Origin of the sequence: Nakamurella sp. (assembly GCF_044224575.1) — a bacterium.
Classification (GTDB): Bacteria; Actinomycetota; Actinomycetes; order Mycobacteriales; family Nakamurellaceae; genus Nakamurella.
In genome coordinates this window covers 169,752-185,160 of the sequence record NZ_JBGAKE010000002.1, presented here as the reverse complement: position 1 = coordinate 185,160, position 15,409 = coordinate 169,752, and the positions used below count along the sequence as shown (strand labels likewise).

Sequence of the window (15,409 nt, the reverse complement as noted above, 5' to 3'; positions counted from 1 at the left end):
CGGGGCCGTTCGGCTCCTTCCCGACCGCGCGACGATGGCGCCGAGTCGCCGGAGCGCCGCGGGGAACCGGACGCCGCTGCGGGCGTTCGGTATCCGTCCGTGGTGCCGCGGCGGGCGCGAGACGCCGGTCCGTCGGCGTCCGGCCGGGATCCCGGACGCCGGGGTGCCTCCGCGTGGATCGACGGGGAATCACGGTCGTCCCACAGTGCGGAGCGCGACAGCGATGCGGACCGACCACGGAGGGCCGGATTGGGATCGACGTCCCACGAGCCCGAATCCTGCCGTCCGCGTGGCGTTCCGGACCGGGTGCCGTCGGGGGCGCCTCGCCCGGATCGGCTGGAGGTCGAACGGCCGCGCGGATCCGACGGGCCAGACGACTGGCGGCCGTACGGGTCCGAGGGGTCTCGCGACGTTCGAGGGTCGACCGGTTCTTGACCTTCACCAGCTCCCGGCCGGCGGTATCCGCCGGATTCCCACGTCACGCTACGAGGTTGCCATAGGGGTACTGATCAGCTGCGGCGGCGCGCCCGGGTCGATCTTGACCCCGGCGGGTCCGGGTCGCTCCGCCGCCGCGTCCCGCCAGTGCGCGATCATCCCGCGCGCGGTCGCCTCGGGTTCCTCCATCTGCGGGACGTGACCGCAGCCGGCCAGCACCAGGAGGCGCGAGTCGGGGTAGGCCGCCGCGGCGCGACGCGACAGGCGCACATCGACCAGGCGGTCCCGGGTTCCCCACACCACCAGTGTCGGCACCTGCACCCGGCCGGCCAGCGCCGCGAACGATTGCACCCCCGGCCGCAGGTAGTCGTTCATCAGCCCGCGCAGGGAGCCGACGGTTGCCTCGAACACCCAGGGCAGGCGGGCCCGCCAGGCATGCTCCCGGGCAGCCAGCGCGTAGTCCCGCTCGGTGACCGCCTCGGGTCGGCCGAAGCACAGCTCCCCCATGCTTCGGGCCCGCGCCATGGGTGGAATCGAGGCCAATCGGCGATAGGCCAGGGCGGCCGTACCGGGCACCAGCAGCGCCCCCAGCCGGGGGTCGGCGCCCCGGTCGGCGGTCGGTCGCAGGTCCGGCACGGCCGGCGCCAGCACCGTCAACGTGCGCACGAGGTGCGGCCAGCCGGCCGCCACCCGGGTCGCCACGATGCCCCCGTAGGAGTTGCCGACCAGATGGATCGGGCCATCGGCGACCTGCTCGATGGTCCGGGCGACGACCCGAGCGTCCACCGCCGGCGAGTAGCGCCCGGCGGGTGGCGGGTCCGATCGGCCGCTGCCCGGCAGGTCCAGGCTGTACCCGGTCGCGTGCGGCGCGAGCACCGCCGCGAGCCGGGTCCAATCGGTGGAGGCCCCGCCCAGCCCATGCACGTACACCGCGGGGACGGCGTTGACCGGACCGGGATGGCGGCGCACGTTGACCCCACCGCCATGCACGAGTTCGATCCGGCCGGGTGGAGCCGGCCGGGACAGCGGCGGAACTGCGCCCAATTCGGCGTCGGCCGGCTCGATGGTGGTCCACGCGGCGAGCTCGTCGCGGGGCGGCGGTCCGGCCACATGCCAGGACGGGGGCGAAGTCACCTCATCATGGTGCCTCGCCGTCTCCCCCCGGCACGCCGGCGAGCGGTCGATCGGCACTGGCCCTGCGGTTTGTTCACATGTCCGAGTTTCATGCACATTGCTGCGCCGACCGGGCCGGCGTGGGGATGTCGACGGCAGGCTGACCGAAGGGACGAGCACCGGGAGGAAATGTGAGCGGACAGACGCTCGAAGTCGACAGCGGGGCGATCAGGCGGGCGGCCGAGGTGGTCGAGCAGGCCGCGGCCGCGTTCGGCGGGTCCGGCCGGCCGGATCCGGTACCCATGGCCGGCGGCAGCCTGGGACCGTCCGCCGCCGGGCAGGCCGCGATCACCGCGGCCGCCCAGGGTCTGTCCCGTGCGCAGGACGCCGCCCGCGGGTTGGCCGAACGCAGCCACACGATGGCCGGCGCGATGCAGACGACGGCGGTGATGTTCGATCTGGTGGATTCGGTGATCGGCGCGGGTCGATGAGCCCGGGTGACCGAGCGACCCGACCACGTCGTCAGTGCGGCACCCGGCCCGGGACGGCCGAGCCTGCGAGGCGGCCCGGGACGGTGGCGCAAATGAGCGAGGCTTGCCGAGCGACCCGACCACGTCGTCAGTGCGGCACCCGGCCCGGGACGGCCGAGCCTGCGAGGCGGCCCGGGACGGTGGCGAAATGACCGGGTCGATCGCGAGGACCGCCATTGCCGATGCCGCCCGGCGACTGGGCCACGAGGATCCGGTCGTGGCGGTCGACGAACTGACGGGGGTTGACGTCGGGGCGCTGCGGAGCTGGCGCGCCTGCGCCGACGCGGTGCGCCGGTCGCTGTCCGACGGCAGTGAGCAGCTGGGGAACGCGCTGCCGGTGATGGCGCAAGGGTGGTCCAGCCCGGCTCCGCGGGAAGCCGTCCGGCATCACCGCGAGGCCGGACTGTCGGCCCGCGACGTGGTCGATCGCCACCTGGCCGCGGCCATGGACACCATCGGCACCCTCGACTCCACCCGGATGTCGGCCCAAGCCGAGCTGGCCCGCGCCGAGGACAGCGTCCTCGCGATCGGCTGGCCGCCCGGCGAGGACCTGATCGCCTGGGCGACCGCCAACGGCCGGCTGCCGGTGGTGGCGGCCGCGGTCGGCGGGCTGGCCGACGCGGTCCGGCGGTTCCGTAGCCGCAACGACGCTGCGTTGCAGGCCCTGCAATCGGCGTTGCGGGACGACCCGGCGGGGCCGGTGGACGCCCTGCCGGCGATCGCGTCGTCCGCGGCGTTTCCCCGCGTGGCAGCGCAGCCGCCGGTCCCGCCGGCGCCTCCGATCGATCTGGCCAATCTCGATCGGCTGGCCGCCGACCTGCAGTCCGATGACGACGCCGTTCGCGGCGCCGCGCAGGGAGTGCAGTCCGCGCTCGAGCGTGTCCGGGCCGACGGGCAGACCGCCCAGCTGCTGATCTACGAATCGGCCGGTTCGAACAGCCAGGGCCGGGCGGCGATCAGTGTCGGCGACATCACCAGTGCCGACACCGTGGTCACCATGGCCCCGGGGGTGTCGAGTTCGCTGGTCGAGATGGGCGACGGTGTGCACGACGCACTGACCCTGGCCGGCCGGACCGCCGATCTCGACCCGGGCGGCCGGACGGCAGTCGTTTCCTGGTACGGCTACGAGACGCCGTTGGCGGTGGACGGCGGCACCCCCATGAGCCCGGCGGCTTCCGTCGAGAACGTCATCGCCGCGGTCGATGACGTCTCTGCCCGGATCGGCGGCCAGCAACTCGTCGACGACCTCGTCGGCTTCCGGTCACTCGCGCCGACCGGGGCCCGCATCGTCGGCTACGGCCATTCGATGGGGTCCACCGTCATCTCGGCCGCCGCCGCCCGCGGGGCGGCGTTCGACGATGTGATCCTGGCGGGATCGCCCGGCGCGAGCGTGGACGTCGATTCGGTCGCCGACTACCCCGGCATGACCCCCGGGCACGTCTGGGTGAACAGCCTCGACCTGGATCCGATCACCACCGGGATCACCGACGCGCTGGCCGGCAGTCTGTCCGGCGTGACCCCGTTCGGCCCCCTGATGCAGCCGACCCCGTACGGACCTGATCCGGCCGCGGCCGAGTTCGGCGCCAACCTGATCGACGTGCCGTCGAACGCACCCGACGTCCGGGTGCACACCGGCGGTCTGCTCGGCGGGCTCACCGACTTCGTCACCAACGAGGTCAACGCCCTGCACCTGCACCACAGCGGCGGCAACTACCTGGCCGGAGCCTCGCTCGACGCCACCGCCGCCATCGTGGTCGGCCGATACGAGGACGTCCCGATCCGCCCGGGCCGCTGAACCGGCCGGCGGCGGCGGGCCTCGGTCTGCGCCCCTGTCCGCGTAGGGTGAGCGCGGGCCGGTGAGGAGGATGCGGACAGCGATGACGGACGCGACCAGGGTGACGCCGCGGCTGAGCAAGTCCGCCCGGCGGGCGCAGTTGCTGGCCGCGGCGAAGGCCGTTTTTGTCATCCAGGGCTACCACGCGGCCGCCATGGACGACATCGCGGTGGCCGCCGGCGTCAGCAAACCGGTGCTCTACCAGCACTTCCCGTCGAAGCTGGAGCTGTACCTGGCGTTGCTCGGCGAGTCGGCGGACGAGATGGTGCGGTTGGTCCGGGAGGCGTTGCGCGCGTCCAGTGACAACCACATCCGGGTGGACAACGCGGTCGCCGCCTACTTCAGCTTCGTCGCGGACAACGGTCAGGCGTACCGGCTGATCTTCGAGTCGGATCTGCGCGGGCAGCATGAGGTCGAGCGGATCGTGGAGCGAGCGTTCGACAAGTGCATCTCGGCCATCACCGAGACGATCACGACCGATACCGGCGTGGACGTGGAACGCGCGCGGTTGCTCGCCTCGGGCATGGTCGGCCTGTCCCAGGTCAGCGCCCGGTACTGGATCCAGCAATCACCGAACGTGTCCCGCGCCGAGGCGGTCGAGTTGCTGTCCACCCTGATGTGGCGGGGCATCTCCAGGTTTCCCCGGCATGACCAACCCGCCCACGACCAGCCCCGGCCGGGGCCGGCCGGTCACGGCGAATAGCTGAACCCAACCTTGCGGCTGTCCGCAGGGGCGATCTCCACGTACCCGATCCGGGCGGACGGGACGATCACCCGGCGGCCCTTCTCGTCCACCAGGACCAGCGTGCCCTTGGGATCCTTGAGCGACTCGGCGACCTGCGTCTCGATCTCGTCGGGGTCGGAAGCCGAACTGACCACCAGCTCGCGCCCGGTGTCCGTGACACCGATCTTGACGTCCACGCAAATCCTCCAACGCTGTGTCGCGATGATCTCCCGCCCGCACACCGGACGTTTCCCGGGATCGGGCTTGGTTTCAGGCTAGTGCAGTCGTCCGACGATTCCGGCCGACCCCCGTCCGCCGACCGCGAACAGGGAGCCGCGGCCCGTCCGCCGGCCCGGGCTCAGTGGATTCAGAACAACGTGCCGTCGACCTCGATGCCGCGCAACCGGTCGTAGTCCAGGACGACGCAGCGGATCCCGCGGGTCTGCGCCAGGGTCCGGGCCTGCGGGGCGATGTTCTGGGCGGCCAGTACGCCGGCTACCGGAAACAGCAGTGGATCGCGGTTGAGGTAATCCAGGTACCGGGTCAGCTGCTCCACCGCATCGATGGAGGCCCGCCGTTTGACCTCGACGGCGACGTACCCGGCCCGGGCGATGGGCGACCCGTCACCGGTCGGCGCCGGCCCGACCTCGATCGTCGGACCGCCGTCCCGGCACATCAGATCGACCGGACCGATCGGCGTCGGGTACTCGCGGCGGACCAGGGTCCAACCCTCACCCAACGTGCCGACGTGCTCGGCGAGCAGCGCCTGCAGGTGCGCCTCCACCCCGTCCTTGATCAGGCCCGGATCGGCCCCCAGGTCGTGCGAGGAATCGTGCAGCACCTCGTCGAGGGTGATCAACAGCCGTTCGCCGGCCTTGTTCTCGACGGTCCACCGGCCGTCGGCCTCGGAAAGGCGGCACGGCGGCGACATCCAGTTGAGCGGCTTGTACGACCCGCCGTCGGCGTGCACCAGGACCGAACCGTCCGCCTTGACCATCAGCAGCCGGACCGCGGGGTCCAGATGAGCCGTCAACCGACCGACGTAGTCCACCGAGCAACGGGCCACCACCAGCCGCACGGTCAGCCGTCCGGTTCGGAGTCGACCCGCTCGATCTGGCCACCCAGCTGTTGCATGTCCTGCACGAAATGCGGGTAACCCCGGTCGATGTGAAATACCTCGTGCACCTCGGTCACGCCGTCGGCGGCCAGCCCGGCCAGCACCAGGCCCGCTCCGGCCCGGATGTCGGTCGCCCACACCGGTGCACTGGACAGCTGATCCCGTCCGCGCAGGGACGCGTGATGGCCGTCGGTCCGGGCATCCGCGCCCATCCTGATGAGCTCGTCCACGAACCGGAAGCGGGCCTCGAAGACATTCTCGGTGATCAGCGAATGGCCGTCGGCCACCGCGGCCAGGGCCAGGGCCATCGGCTGCAGGTCGGTCGGAAACCCGGGGTAGGGCATCGTGATGAAGTCGACGGCCTTGGCCCGCTCGGCCATCGTCACGGTGACCGCGTCGGGCTCGGTCTCGATCCGCCCGCCGGCGCTGGCCAGCCGTTCCAGCGGGGCCGTCAGGAACGCGGGATCGACCCCCTCGACCCGCACCGAGCCGCGGGTGATGGCCGCCGCGTACGCCCAGGTGCCACCGACCACCCGATCCCCGACCGTGCGGTGGCTCGTCGGGTGCAGTTCGTCGACGCCCTCGATGGTGATGGTCGCCGTGCCGGCGCCCTCGATCCGGGCGCCCATCTGCACCAGGAGCTGGGCGAGGTCGATGATCTCCGGTTCCCGGGCGGCGTTGTCGATCAACGTCGTGCCCCGGGCCAGGACGGCCGCCATCAGGATGTTCTCGGTCGCCCCGACGCTCGGAAAGTCCAGACCGATCACCGCCCCGGTCAGCTCAGCGGCGGAACCGACCACCTTGCCGTGTTCGATGCTCATCGTGGCGCCCAACGCGCGCAGGCCAGACTGGTGCATGTCCAGCGGCCGCGATCCGATGGCATCGCCACCCGGTAGCGCCACCTGGGCCTGACGGCACCGCCCCATCAGCGGTCCCAGCACGCACACCGACGCGCGCAGCCGGCCGACCGCCGGAAAGTCGGCCCGGAAGGACAGATCGGCCGGGGTGGTGATGGCCACGGTGTCGCCGTGCAGCGCCACCTCGGCGCCCAGCCCGCGCAGCACGTCGGCCATCAGGGGCACGTCGAGGATTTCCGGACAGTTGGAAATCTCGGTGGTGCCCTCGGCCAGCAGCGCCGCAGCCATCAGCTTGAGCACGCTGTTCTTGGCACCGGCGACCCGGACCGTGCCGGCCAGGCGCGATCCCCCGGTCACCAGGAAGCGTTCCACGCCAGGCACTGTAACCGGGCGACCGGCATTGCACCGACATCAGCACAGTGACGTGCCCGGGCCTCGCCCTGGCCGAGCCCCGGGCCGCCGTAGTGTGGACCCATGGCCGTGCACCTCACCCGCATCTACACCCGAACGGGTGATGACGGCACCACCGGCCTGGCTGACTTCAGCCGGGTGCCCAAGACCGACCCGCGGCTGGTCGCCTACGCGGATTGCGACGAGACGAACGCCGCCCTCGGGCTGGTGATCGCCATCGGCCAACCGGCCGAGGCCGTCGCCACCGTGGTCCGCCGCGTGCAGAACGAACTCTTCGACCTCGGCGCCGACCTGGCCACCCCGATGCACCCGGATCGTCCCGCGGCGCCGCACGAACTGCGGATCACCCAGGACTACATCGACCGTCTCGAGCGGGACTGCGACACCTTCAATGCCGACCTGCGGCCGCTCAAGTCATTCATCCTGCCCGGCGGGACCGGCGCCGCTGCCCTGCTGCACGTGTCCCGGACGGTGGCGCGCCGGGCCGAACGCAGCGCCTGGGCGCTCCGGTCCGTCGATCCGGACGGCAGCAACCCGCTCGCCGCGGCCTACCTGAACCGGTTGTCGGACCTGCTGTTCATCCTGGCCCGGGCAGCGAATCCGGATGGTGACGTGCTGTGGGTGCCCGGCGGGCAACGCGACTAGCGGATTCGCGTCAGTGCTTGCGGACCCCGCGGTGGAAAAGGCGCACGGAACGAGTGGCCGGCGGTATCGATTCGAGCCAGGACCGTAGCCCGGTCAGCGCCTCCTCGGCCAGGGCCAGCTCGATGTCGCCACCGCCGTCGGTACATCGGACGATCACCGCGTTCAGCGGCAGCAGATCCGGCTCGGTGCCGACGGCGGCGCGTCGCGAACCCAGCTTGAGCGACTCGCGGCGCAGCCGCTTGGCGGCCCCGGGCAGCGGCGAGAACGCCCGGTAGAGCAACAGTTCGGTGCCGCGGTAGCGACCCTGCCCGAGGATCCAGCCGCCGCCGTCCGACCGCAGGTTCGATCGCCAGCTGACGTCGACGGCGCCGGATCGGATGAGAACGGACCGTCGCAGAGCGATCACGGAGATGGACAGGATGACGACAACGAGCACCGCCAGACCGAGAAGCTGGGCCAGCGATGCAAGATCCATCTCGATTGTTCGACCGGATCGGCGCCGGTCAGATCTCGTTGCCGGTGGCGAGGAGCTGCGCCTGCGCCCGGCGCAGATCGGCCTCGGTGTCGGCCGAATCGCCGCCGCTGGACCGGGCCCGCTCGTAGGCCGCCCGGGCCTTCGTCACATCGATCTCGTCGGACAGCTGGGCGTCCTCGGCCAGGATCGAGACGCCCTCCTTGGTCACCGACAGGAATCCGCCGTGCACGGCCACCCCGAGGACGTTGCCGCTCGGCTCGACGATCCGGGCCGCGTAGCCTTCGCGGAGCTGAGCCAGCAGCGGGGAATGCCCGGCCATCACACCGATGTCGCCGTCGACGGTCCGCGCCACCACGAGTTGGGCCTGACCCGACCAGAGCTCCCGCTCGACGGCGACCAGATGGACCTGAATCTCTGCCACGAACGCTCGGCCTTCCGCTCGATCTGCTGTGTCCGCTCGACGTCATGCCCCGAGTGACGCATGCGGGATGCATGAAGCCCGGCCTCGACGGGCCCGACAACCGAAGTCTAGCCGACCGACACCTCCTGTCGCGCCGGGAGCGATCTTCGCCACAGCCGCCCGCCCGGGCCGGGTGCTACCCGTCCGACCAGCCGATTGTGGACAACTGCCGGTCGGTGTCGGCGAAGGGCACTACCGTCTGCACCCATGACCTCGCCGAACCGGGCCACCGGGCCCGCAGCCGCCCGCCGCCGCGTCCGGCTCCTGGCGCTGCTGGCCTCGGTCACCCTCGGCCTCGGCGCGTGCACTGGTTCGGCGGGCCCATCGGCCGATCCCAGTGCCCCGGACGGCGGGTCGACCCAGCCTCCGGCCCAGGTCAGCCCCGGCCCACCGACCACCGAGCAATGGCGGCGGTCGGTGCCGATCCAGCCGTTGACCGTCCCTGCCGAGATGGTCGCCAAGGCCGACCGCCTCGACGGCGGCGAGGTGATCGCCGGCGAGCCGAATCTGCCCGCACTGAGCGCCATGATCCGCACGTCCCCGGACGGTCGTCATCGCCTCCAGGTCTCGAGCTGGGACGGGACCTCCTGGCGACCTTCCGATGTGGGACCGGGCGTGCCCGGTGAACCGCAGGCCGCCTGGCTGGGCGGCAGCGACCGCGTCGCCGCCATCGGCGGTTGGACCTGGGAGGCCGGCGCCAGCTGGCCGTTCCTGCTGACCTCGACGGACCGGGCCACCTGGACTCCGGTCCAGCTTCCCGAGTCGCTGACCTCCGCAGCGGTGACCGGCGTCGCCGTCGACGGCGGCCGGGTGGTCGCGCTCGCCCAGGGCGAGGAACGTGCGGCGGCCACGATCGTGCTCGATCCGACGACGAACGGCGAGCCGACGATCACGCCCCTGCCGGCGGCACCCGACGGTCAGCGTCGCACCCTCGACGGCCTGGCCGTCGCCGGCGACACCGTCCTGCTGACCGGGCGGCAGGGCCCGACCGAGGGGGGCCCGCTGCTGGCCTTCCGGTCGACAGATGCCGGCCGCACCTGGGCCGCGCCGGTCACCATCTCGCCGAATGAGCAGGCCACGGCCTGGGGGGTGACGCACCTGGCCGCCGGATTCGTGGTCACCGGCACCGATCTGATCCCGGACGATCCGGCGCAGAGCCGGCAGATGACGGCGTGGTTCTCGCCCGACGGCGGCACCTGGAGCGCCGAGTCCGTCCCCGAGCCCCAGGACTTCCGGTGGTCGAAGCAGGACGCAGCCCTGGGCGTCCCGACCGCCGCGGGCGACTACGTCGTCGCGGTAGCCGGGAGCAGCAACAGCCGCTCGTCCCGGTTGTTCCAACGGCAACCCTCGGGTGAGTGGATCGCCGTCGGGGAGTCCGACCAGGTCGCCGACGCCGTCGGCCGGCTCGGCCGGGTGGCGCCCATCGTGCAACCGTCCGGCACCGACGGGCCGGGGGCAATGGTGGTGACCATCGGCGGAGCACACGGCACGGTGGTCGGCCGCGCGGCATCCGGTGTCTGGACTACCGACGTCGCGCCCGCCGCCTACCGGGATCCGCCGACCTTCTCCGAGCTGGTGTCCGGCCGGCTCGCCGTCATCCGGCAGCGTCAGTTCCTTCCGTTCCGCGACGGCGGCTTCCGCACGATCAACGAACCGGCGCTCGTCGGGCTGGCCGGGGATGCGCTCGCGGTCCTGCCGTGGGACCCCACCGATGCGGCCGAGGCGCAGGATGTCGAGATCGGCGTCGACGGCACCGCGCAGGTGCTGCTGTCCACCCGGATGTCGGGCGACGACCGGAGCCAGCAGGTCACCGGATGGTTCCGCTCGGCACCCGATCAGCCGTGGCAACCGACCGCCGGTTTCGGCGCGGATGCATTCGAAAGCCTCAGCGATGTGCGGCATCTCGGGGATCGCTGGGTGCTCTGGGGGCGTCACGCCGGCGACACCGCCGGCCCGAGCCAGGCCATGCTGTGGACCTCGACGGACGGTGTCGGGTGGTCGCGGGCCGATGGCGACTTCGGCGACGGGGACCGCTCGTCCGGGATCGGCGAGGTCTGCCTCGATCCGGCCGGTCGCGCGGTTGCGGTCGGCTGGATCTACCTGACCGATGGCCACTCGACGGCGACCGGCTGGATCGAGCAGGACGGCCGCTGGCAGCGCTCCCCCCTGCCGACCGGGCCGGACGTCACGTCCTCGTTCTCGAACTGCGGCACCGTGGCTGGCCGGCTGGTCATCAAGGGCGATCTGGATGGCGCCACCGGACGCTGGACGATCGACGCCGCCGGCGCGTTCCAGCCGGCCGACCCGCCGGTGGTCGATGCACCCGCCACGCCGCGCGGCGGCGCGGCCGAACCGTTCCAGCTGGGGGACACGGCCGCGGTGCCGGGTGGATATCTGGCCACCGGACGCCTGGACACCGTGGAGTACACCGGCCGCGTGCTCTGGCTGACCGCCGACGGGACTCGCTGGACCTGGCTGCCGGTTCCCGTCGTCGAGCCGGACGGATCGCTGATGGTCCACGTGGACGGCGACGACGTCACCGTGCTGTCGAGTTCGACCAACGTCTCCCAGGCCTGGCGGATACCCGACATCGCGTCGGTGATCGCGTCCATTCCCGCCGCCTGAGGTCGGCGACCCACCGCCCGCCGCCCGAGGTCGGCCGCCGCGCAGCCGGGCCGGGCCATCGCCCGGCCCGGCTGTTCTCGGCGGCGCCGAACGTCCCCGAACCCACCCCCGCAGGACCGGTCCGCGCAGGCCTGTCCGCCCGGTCGTCACGGACGCGAAACGGCGGCCGACCCGGACACCCGGGTCGACCGCCGCCGCACAACCGCAGGACTACAGCGTCTTGGCCTTGGCCAGCACGTCGTCGATCCCACCGACGTTGAGGAACGCCTGCTCGGGCACGTTGTCGTACTCGCCCTTGGCGATGGCGTCGAACGAGGCGATGGTCTCTTCCATCTCGACGTAGGAGCCGTCCATGCCGGTGAACTGCTTGGCGACGAAGAAGTTCTGGCCCAGGTACCGCTCCATCCGGCGGGCGCGGCCGACGAGGAGCTTGTCCTCCTCGCCGAGCTCGTCCATGCCGAGGATGGCGATGATGTCCTGCAGTTCCTTGTACTTCTGCAGGATCCGGATGACCTCCTGAGCGACCCGGTAGTGCTCGTCACCGACGAACTGCGGGTCCAGGATCCGGGAGGTCGACGACAGCGGGTTCACCGCCGGGTAGATGCCCTTCTCGGTGATCGCCCGGTCGAGCTCGGTGGTGGCGTCCAGGTGCGCGAAGGTGGTGGCCGGCGCCGGGTCGGTGTAGTCGTCGGCGGGCACGTAGATGGCCTGCAGCGAGGTGATGGACCGCCCCTTGGTGGAGGTGATCCGCTCCTGCAGCTCGCCCATCTCGTCGGCCAGGGTCGGCTGGTAGCCCACCGCGGACGGCATCCGGCCGAGCAGCGTGGAGACCTCGGAGCCGGCCTGGGTGAACCGGAAGATGTTGTCGATGAACAGCAGCACGTCCTGGTTCTGCACATCCCGGAAGTACTCCGCCATCGTCAGCGCGGAGAGCGCGACCCGCATGCGGGTCCCCGGCGGCTCGTCCATCTGGCCGAACACCAGCGCGGTGTCGTGGATAACGCCCGACTCGGTCATTTCCACGAACAGGTCGTTGCCCTCGCGGGTGCGCTCCCCCACCCCGGCGAACACCGAGGTGCCACCGAAGTTCTTGGCCACCCGGGTGATCATCTCCTGGATGAGCACCGTCTTGCCCACGCCGGCGCCACCGAACAGGCCGATCTTGCCGCCCTGCACGTACGGGGTCAGCAGGTCGATGACCTTGATGCCGGTGACGAGCTGGGTGGTCCTGCCCTCGAGCTGGTCGAAGGGCGGGGGCTTGCGGTAGATCGGCCAGTGCTCGGCGTTCTCGCCGACGCCGGGCTCGTCCATGCAACGGCCGAGCGCGTTGAACACGTGACCCTTGACCACGTCACCCACGGGCACGGAGATCGGCGCGCCGGTATCGGTGACGGACGTGCCGCGAACCAGACCGTCGGTGGGTTGCATGGAGATGCAGCGCACGATGTCGTCGCCCAGATGCAGCCCGATCTCCAGGGTCAGCGTCCGCGCGGGACCACCCTGGGTCACCTCGACGTGCAGGGCATTGAGCAGCGCCGGCACCTGGCCGCGGGGGAACTCGACGTCGACGACGGGTCCGATGACTCGGACCACGCGGCCGGTGGTGGCGGGCGCCGGGGCGCGGAGGGTGGGTTCGGCCACTGTCATAGGTCCTCAGTCCTCTTCGTTGCCAAGTGCGGCCAGAGCGTCTGCGCCGCCGACGATCTCGGTCAGTTCCTGGGTGATCTGCGCCTGCCGGGCCTGGTTGGCCTCCCGGCTCAGCTTCTTGATGATGTCGTTGGCGTTGTCGGTCGCCGCCTTGCAGGCCGCCCGTCGTGCCGCGGACTCCGAGGCGGCCGCGTCCAGCAGCGCCGCGTAGATCCGCGTCTTGAGGTACTTGGGCAGCATCTCGTCCAGAAGTTGATCCGACGACGGCTCGAACTCGTACGACGGCAGTAGCGAGGTCGCCGACGGGTCCCGATCGACGTACTCGATCTCCATCGGCGCCATCCGCCGGGCCTGCGGCCGCTGGGTGATCATGGAGACGAAATGGGTCGACACCAGGTGGATCTCGTCGATCCCGGGGTGTCCTTCGGCCGTCTGCCCGGCCGAGCCGACCAGGAACGCGGGCAGGATCGCCTCGGTGGCCGCCTCCGCGTGCGCGTAGGTCGGCCGCTCCGAGAAACCGGTCCAGGACGCCTCGATCGGGCGGCTGCGGAACGTGTAGTAACCGACGCCCTTGCGGCCGATCACGTACAGCACCGATTCCTTGCCCTGCGAGCGCAGTAGCGCGGCAAGCTCTTCGGCCGCCTTGATCGCGGCGGCGTTGTAGCCCCCGCACAGACCGCGGTCGGCGGTGATCAGCAGAATGCCGGCCCGCTTGGCCTGTTCCCGCTCGTTGAGCAGCGGGTGATCCAACGTGGCGGCCGACGCCAGCGCGGTCAGCACGTCGGTGATCTGCCGCGAGTACGGCGCCGCCGCCGCCACCTTGGCCTGCGCCTTGGCGATGCGGGAGGTGGCGATCATCTCCTGCGCCTTGGTGATCTTCTGGGTCGACTTGACCGACTTCACCCGCTGGCGCAGCACGCGTACCTGTGCCGCCTTCGCCTCGCGACCCAGGATGGTGCCCTCGGAGGTGGTGAAGGTGTCGGCGAACTCGGCCAGCGCCGTCTTCAGCGCATTCTCGGAATCCGACGAGAGGACCTTCGACTCGCGGATGGCCTGCAGCGGGCTGCCGGCACTGTGCCGCAGGTACTGCAGGAACTCGCTCTCGAACCGGCGGATGTCCTCCACCGGCACCCGGTCCAGGTGGCCGCGAGTGCCGGCCCAGATCGAGACGACCTGCTCCTCGACGGGGTACGGGGTGAACTGCGGCTGCTTGAGCAACTCGACCAGCCGTGAACCGCGGGCCAGCGCCCGCTTGGACACGTCGTCCAGGTCGGAACCGAAGGCGGCGAACGCCTCCAGCTCGCGGTAGGCCGACAGGTCCAGCCGCAGCGTGCCGGACACCGACCGCATCGCCTTGACCTGCGCGGCGCCGCCGACCCGGGACACCGAGATGCCGACGTTGACGGCCGGCCGGACACCCGAGTTGAACAGGTCGCCCTCGAGGAAGCACTGCCCGTCGGTGATCGAGATGACGTTGGTGGGGATGTACGCCGAGACGTCGCCGGCCTTCGTCTCGATGATCGGCAGGCCGGTCATGGAACCGGCGCCCAACTCGTCGGAGAGCTTCGCGCAACGCTCCAGCAGGCGGGAGTGCAGGTAGAAGACGTCGCCCGGGTAGGCCTCGCGGCCCGGCGGGCGGCGCAACAGCAGCGAGATGGCGCGGTACGCCTCGGCCTGCTTGGACAGGTCGTCGAAGATGATCAGGACGTGCTTGCCCTGGTACATCCAGTGCTGGCCGATGGCCGAGCCGGTGTACGGGGCCAGCCACTTGAAGCCGGCCGAATCGGACGCGGGCGCCGCGACGATCGTGGTGTACTCCAGCGCCCCCGCGTCCTCCAGGGACTGCCGGACACCGGCGATGGTGGTGCCCTTCTGACCGACCGCGACGTAGATGCAGCGCACCTGCTGCTGGGGGTCGCCGGTCGCCCACGCCTGCTTCTGGTTGATGATCGTGTCGACGCAGACGGCGGTCTTGCCGGTCTTGCGGTCACCGATGATCAGCTGACGCTGGCCGCGCCCGATCGGCGTCATCGCGTCGATGGCCTTGATGCCGGTCTGCAGCGGCTCGCTCACGCCCTGCCGCTCGACGACGGTCGCCGCCTGCAGTTCGAGGGCGCGGACCTCGGTGGACTCGATGTCGCCCAGCCCGTCGATCGGCTGGCCCAGCGGGTTGATCACCCGGCCCATGAAGGCATCGCCCACCGGCACCGACAGCACCTCGCCGGTGCGGGTGACCTGGGAGCCCTCCTCCACGGTGTTGGCGTCGCCCAAGAGCACGGCGCCGATGTGCCGGACGTCCAGGTTCAGCGCGACGCCGAGCACACCGCCGGGGAACGACAGCAGCTCGTTGGCCATCGCCGACGGCAGGCCCTCGACGGTCGCGATGCCGTCCCCGGTCTCGGCGACGATGCCGACCTCCTCCCGGGTCACCTCGGGCGAGTAGGTGGAGACGTAGCTTTCGATCGCGGAGCGGATCTCGTCGGGTGAGATCGTCAACTCGGTCATCGCGTTCCCGTTCTGTGTCGTGAAGATTGTG

Annotated in this window: 13 protein-coding genes and 1 pseudogene; 5 read left to right on the top strand and 9 right to left on the bottom strand. The window is 71.3% G+C overall.

The window, feature by feature from the left end:
• Positions 1 to 483: 483 nt before the first annotated feature.
• Complete coding sequence (locus ACILSK_RS03065) at positions 484 to 1,569, bottom strand: alpha/beta fold hydrolase (RefSeq protein ID WP_395725644.1); 1,086 nt, start codon at positions 1,567 to 1,569, stop codon at positions 484 to 486.
• Positions 1,570 to 1,739: 170 nt separating this feature from the next.
• Between ACILSK_RS03065 and ACILSK_RS03060 the strand changes: the two genes are divergently transcribed.
• From ACILSK_RS03060 to ACILSK_RS03050, 3 genes are all read left to right on the top strand, one after another.
• A complete protein-coding gene (locus tag ACILSK_RS03060) occupies positions 1,740 to 2,039 on the top strand; it encodes a hypothetical protein (RefSeq protein ID WP_395725643.1) in 300 nt (99 codons plus the stop codon).
• A 187-nt stretch (positions 2,040 to 2,226) separates the two neighbouring features.
• Positions 2,227 to 3,873, top strand: a complete 1,647-nt coding sequence (locus tag ACILSK_RS03055; protein ID WP_395725642.1) for an alpha/beta hydrolase — start codon at positions 2,227 to 2,229, stop codon at positions 3,871 to 3,873.
• Between the two features lie 82 nt (positions 3,874 to 3,955).
• Positions 3,956 to 4,615 carry a TetR/AcrR family transcriptional regulator gene (locus ACILSK_RS03050; RefSeq protein ID WP_395725641.1) on the top strand — a complete coding sequence of 220 codons (660 nt, stop codon included), beginning with the start codon at positions 3,956 to 3,958 and terminating at the stop codon, positions 4,613 to 4,615.
• On the opposite strand, the gene ACILSK_RS03045 is transcribed toward ACILSK_RS03050, so the two are convergent.
• The 3 genes from ACILSK_RS03045 to murA all read right to left on the bottom strand — a co-directional run bounded on the left by ACILSK_RS03045 (position 4,603) and on the right by murA (position 6,982).
• Positions 4,603 to 4,833 (bottom strand): DUF3107 domain-containing protein, encoded by a 231-nt coding sequence (locus ACILSK_RS03045; protein WP_395725640.1) that lies wholly within the window; start codon positions 4,831 to 4,833, stop codon positions 4,603 to 4,605. The genes ACILSK_RS03050 and ACILSK_RS03045 overlap by 13 nt on opposite strands.
• Before the next feature lie 170 nt (positions 4,834 to 5,003).
• Positions 5,004 to 5,714 carry an endonuclease NucS gene (gene nucS / locus ACILSK_RS03040; RefSeq protein ID WP_395725639.1) on the bottom strand — a complete coding sequence of 237 codons (711 nt, stop codon included), beginning with the start codon at positions 5,712 to 5,714 and terminating at the stop codon, positions 5,004 to 5,006.
• 2 nt (positions 5,715 to 5,716) lie between these two features.
• Positions 5,717 to 6,982, bottom strand: a complete 1,266-nt coding sequence (gene murA / locus ACILSK_RS03035; protein ID WP_395725638.1) for a UDP-N-acetylglucosamine 1-carboxyvinyltransferase — start codon at positions 6,980 to 6,982, stop codon at positions 5,717 to 5,719.
• Positions 6,983 to 7,084: 102 nt separating this feature from the next.
• Between murA and ACILSK_RS03030 the strand changes: the two genes are divergently transcribed.
• Positions 7,085 to 7,666: a cob(I)yrinic acid a,c-diamide adenosyltransferase gene (locus ACILSK_RS03030; protein ID WP_395725637.1), complete on the top strand. Its 582-nt coding sequence runs from the start codon at positions 7,085 to 7,087 to the stop codon at positions 7,664 to 7,666.
• Between the two features lie 10 nt (positions 7,667 to 7,676).
• On the opposite strand, the gene ACILSK_RS03025 is transcribed toward ACILSK_RS03030, so the two are convergent.
• Together ACILSK_RS03025 and ACILSK_RS03020 are read right to left on the bottom strand one after the other, a co-directional pair.
• Positions 7,677 to 8,141 (bottom strand): DUF2550 domain-containing protein, encoded by a 465-nt coding sequence (locus ACILSK_RS03025; protein WP_395725636.1) that lies wholly within the window; start codon positions 8,139 to 8,141, stop codon positions 7,677 to 7,679.
• A gap of 28 nt (positions 8,142 to 8,169) precedes the next feature.
• A complete protein-coding gene (locus tag ACILSK_RS03020; protein ID WP_395725635.1) occupies positions 8,170 to 8,562 on the bottom strand; it encodes a F0F1 ATP synthase subunit epsilon in 393 nt (130 codons plus the stop codon).
• Positions 8,563 to 8,808: 246 nt separating this feature from the next.
• Between ACILSK_RS03020 and ACILSK_RS03015 the strand changes: the two genes are divergently transcribed.
• The gene (locus ACILSK_RS03015) at positions 8,809 to 11,226 is read left to right on the top strand and encodes a hypothetical protein (RefSeq protein ID WP_395725634.1); all 2,418 of its coding nucleotides are present in this window, start codon (positions 8,809 to 8,811) and stop codon (positions 11,224 to 11,226) included.
• Between the two features lie 210 nt (positions 11,227 to 11,436).
• Here the strand turns inward: ACILSK_RS03015 and atpD are convergent, their stop codons facing one another.
• From atpD to atpA, 3 genes and pseudogenes are all read right to left on the bottom strand, one after another.
• Positions 11,437 to 12,873 (bottom strand): F0F1 ATP synthase subunit beta, encoded by a 1,437-nt coding sequence (atpD, locus tag ACILSK_RS03010; RefSeq protein WP_395725633.1) that lies wholly within the window; start codon positions 12,871 to 12,873, stop codon positions 11,437 to 11,439.
• Between the two features lie 6 nt (positions 12,874 to 12,879).
• Positions 12,880 to 13,776 carry a F0F1 ATP synthase subunit gamma gene (locus ACILSK_RS03005; RefSeq protein WP_395725832.1) on the bottom strand — a complete coding sequence of 299 codons (897 nt, stop codon included), beginning with the start codon at positions 13,774 to 13,776 and terminating at the stop codon, positions 12,880 to 12,882.
• Between the two features lie 107 nt (positions 13,777 to 13,883).
• Positions 13,884 to 15,378, bottom strand: a pseudogene (gene atpA, locus ACILSK_RS03000) (F0F1 ATP synthase subunit alpha); the annotation flags it as partial.
• Positions 15,379 to 15,409 lie beyond the last annotated feature (31 nt).

What these genes read in the sequence shown, in the direction of transcription:
- ACILSK_RS03055 (WP_395725642.1), top strand. Translation starts at nt 2,227, where the DNA reads ATGACCGGGTCGATCGCGAGGACCGCCATTGCCGATGCCGCCCGGCGA.
- ACILSK_RS03050 (WP_395725641.1), top strand. Translation starts at nt 3,956, where the DNA reads ATGACGGACGCGACCAGGGTGACGCCGCGGCTGAGCAAGTCCGCCCGG.
- ACILSK_RS03030 (WP_395725637.1), top strand. Translation starts at nt 7,085, where the DNA reads ATGGCCGTGCACCTCACCCGCATCTACACCCGAACGGGTGATGACGGC.
- ACILSK_RS03025 (WP_395725636.1), bottom strand. Translation starts at nt 8,141, where the DNA reads ATGGATCTTGCATCGCTGGCCCAGCTTCTCGGTCTGGCGGTGCTCGTT.
- ACILSK_RS03015 (WP_395725634.1), top strand. Translation starts at nt 8,809, where the DNA reads ATGACCTCGCCGAACCGGGCCACCGGGCCCGCAGCCGCCCGCCGCCGC.
- atpD (WP_395725633.1), bottom strand. Translation starts at nt 12,873, where the DNA reads ATGACAGTGGCCGAACCCACCCTCCGCGCCCCGGCGCCCGCCACCACC.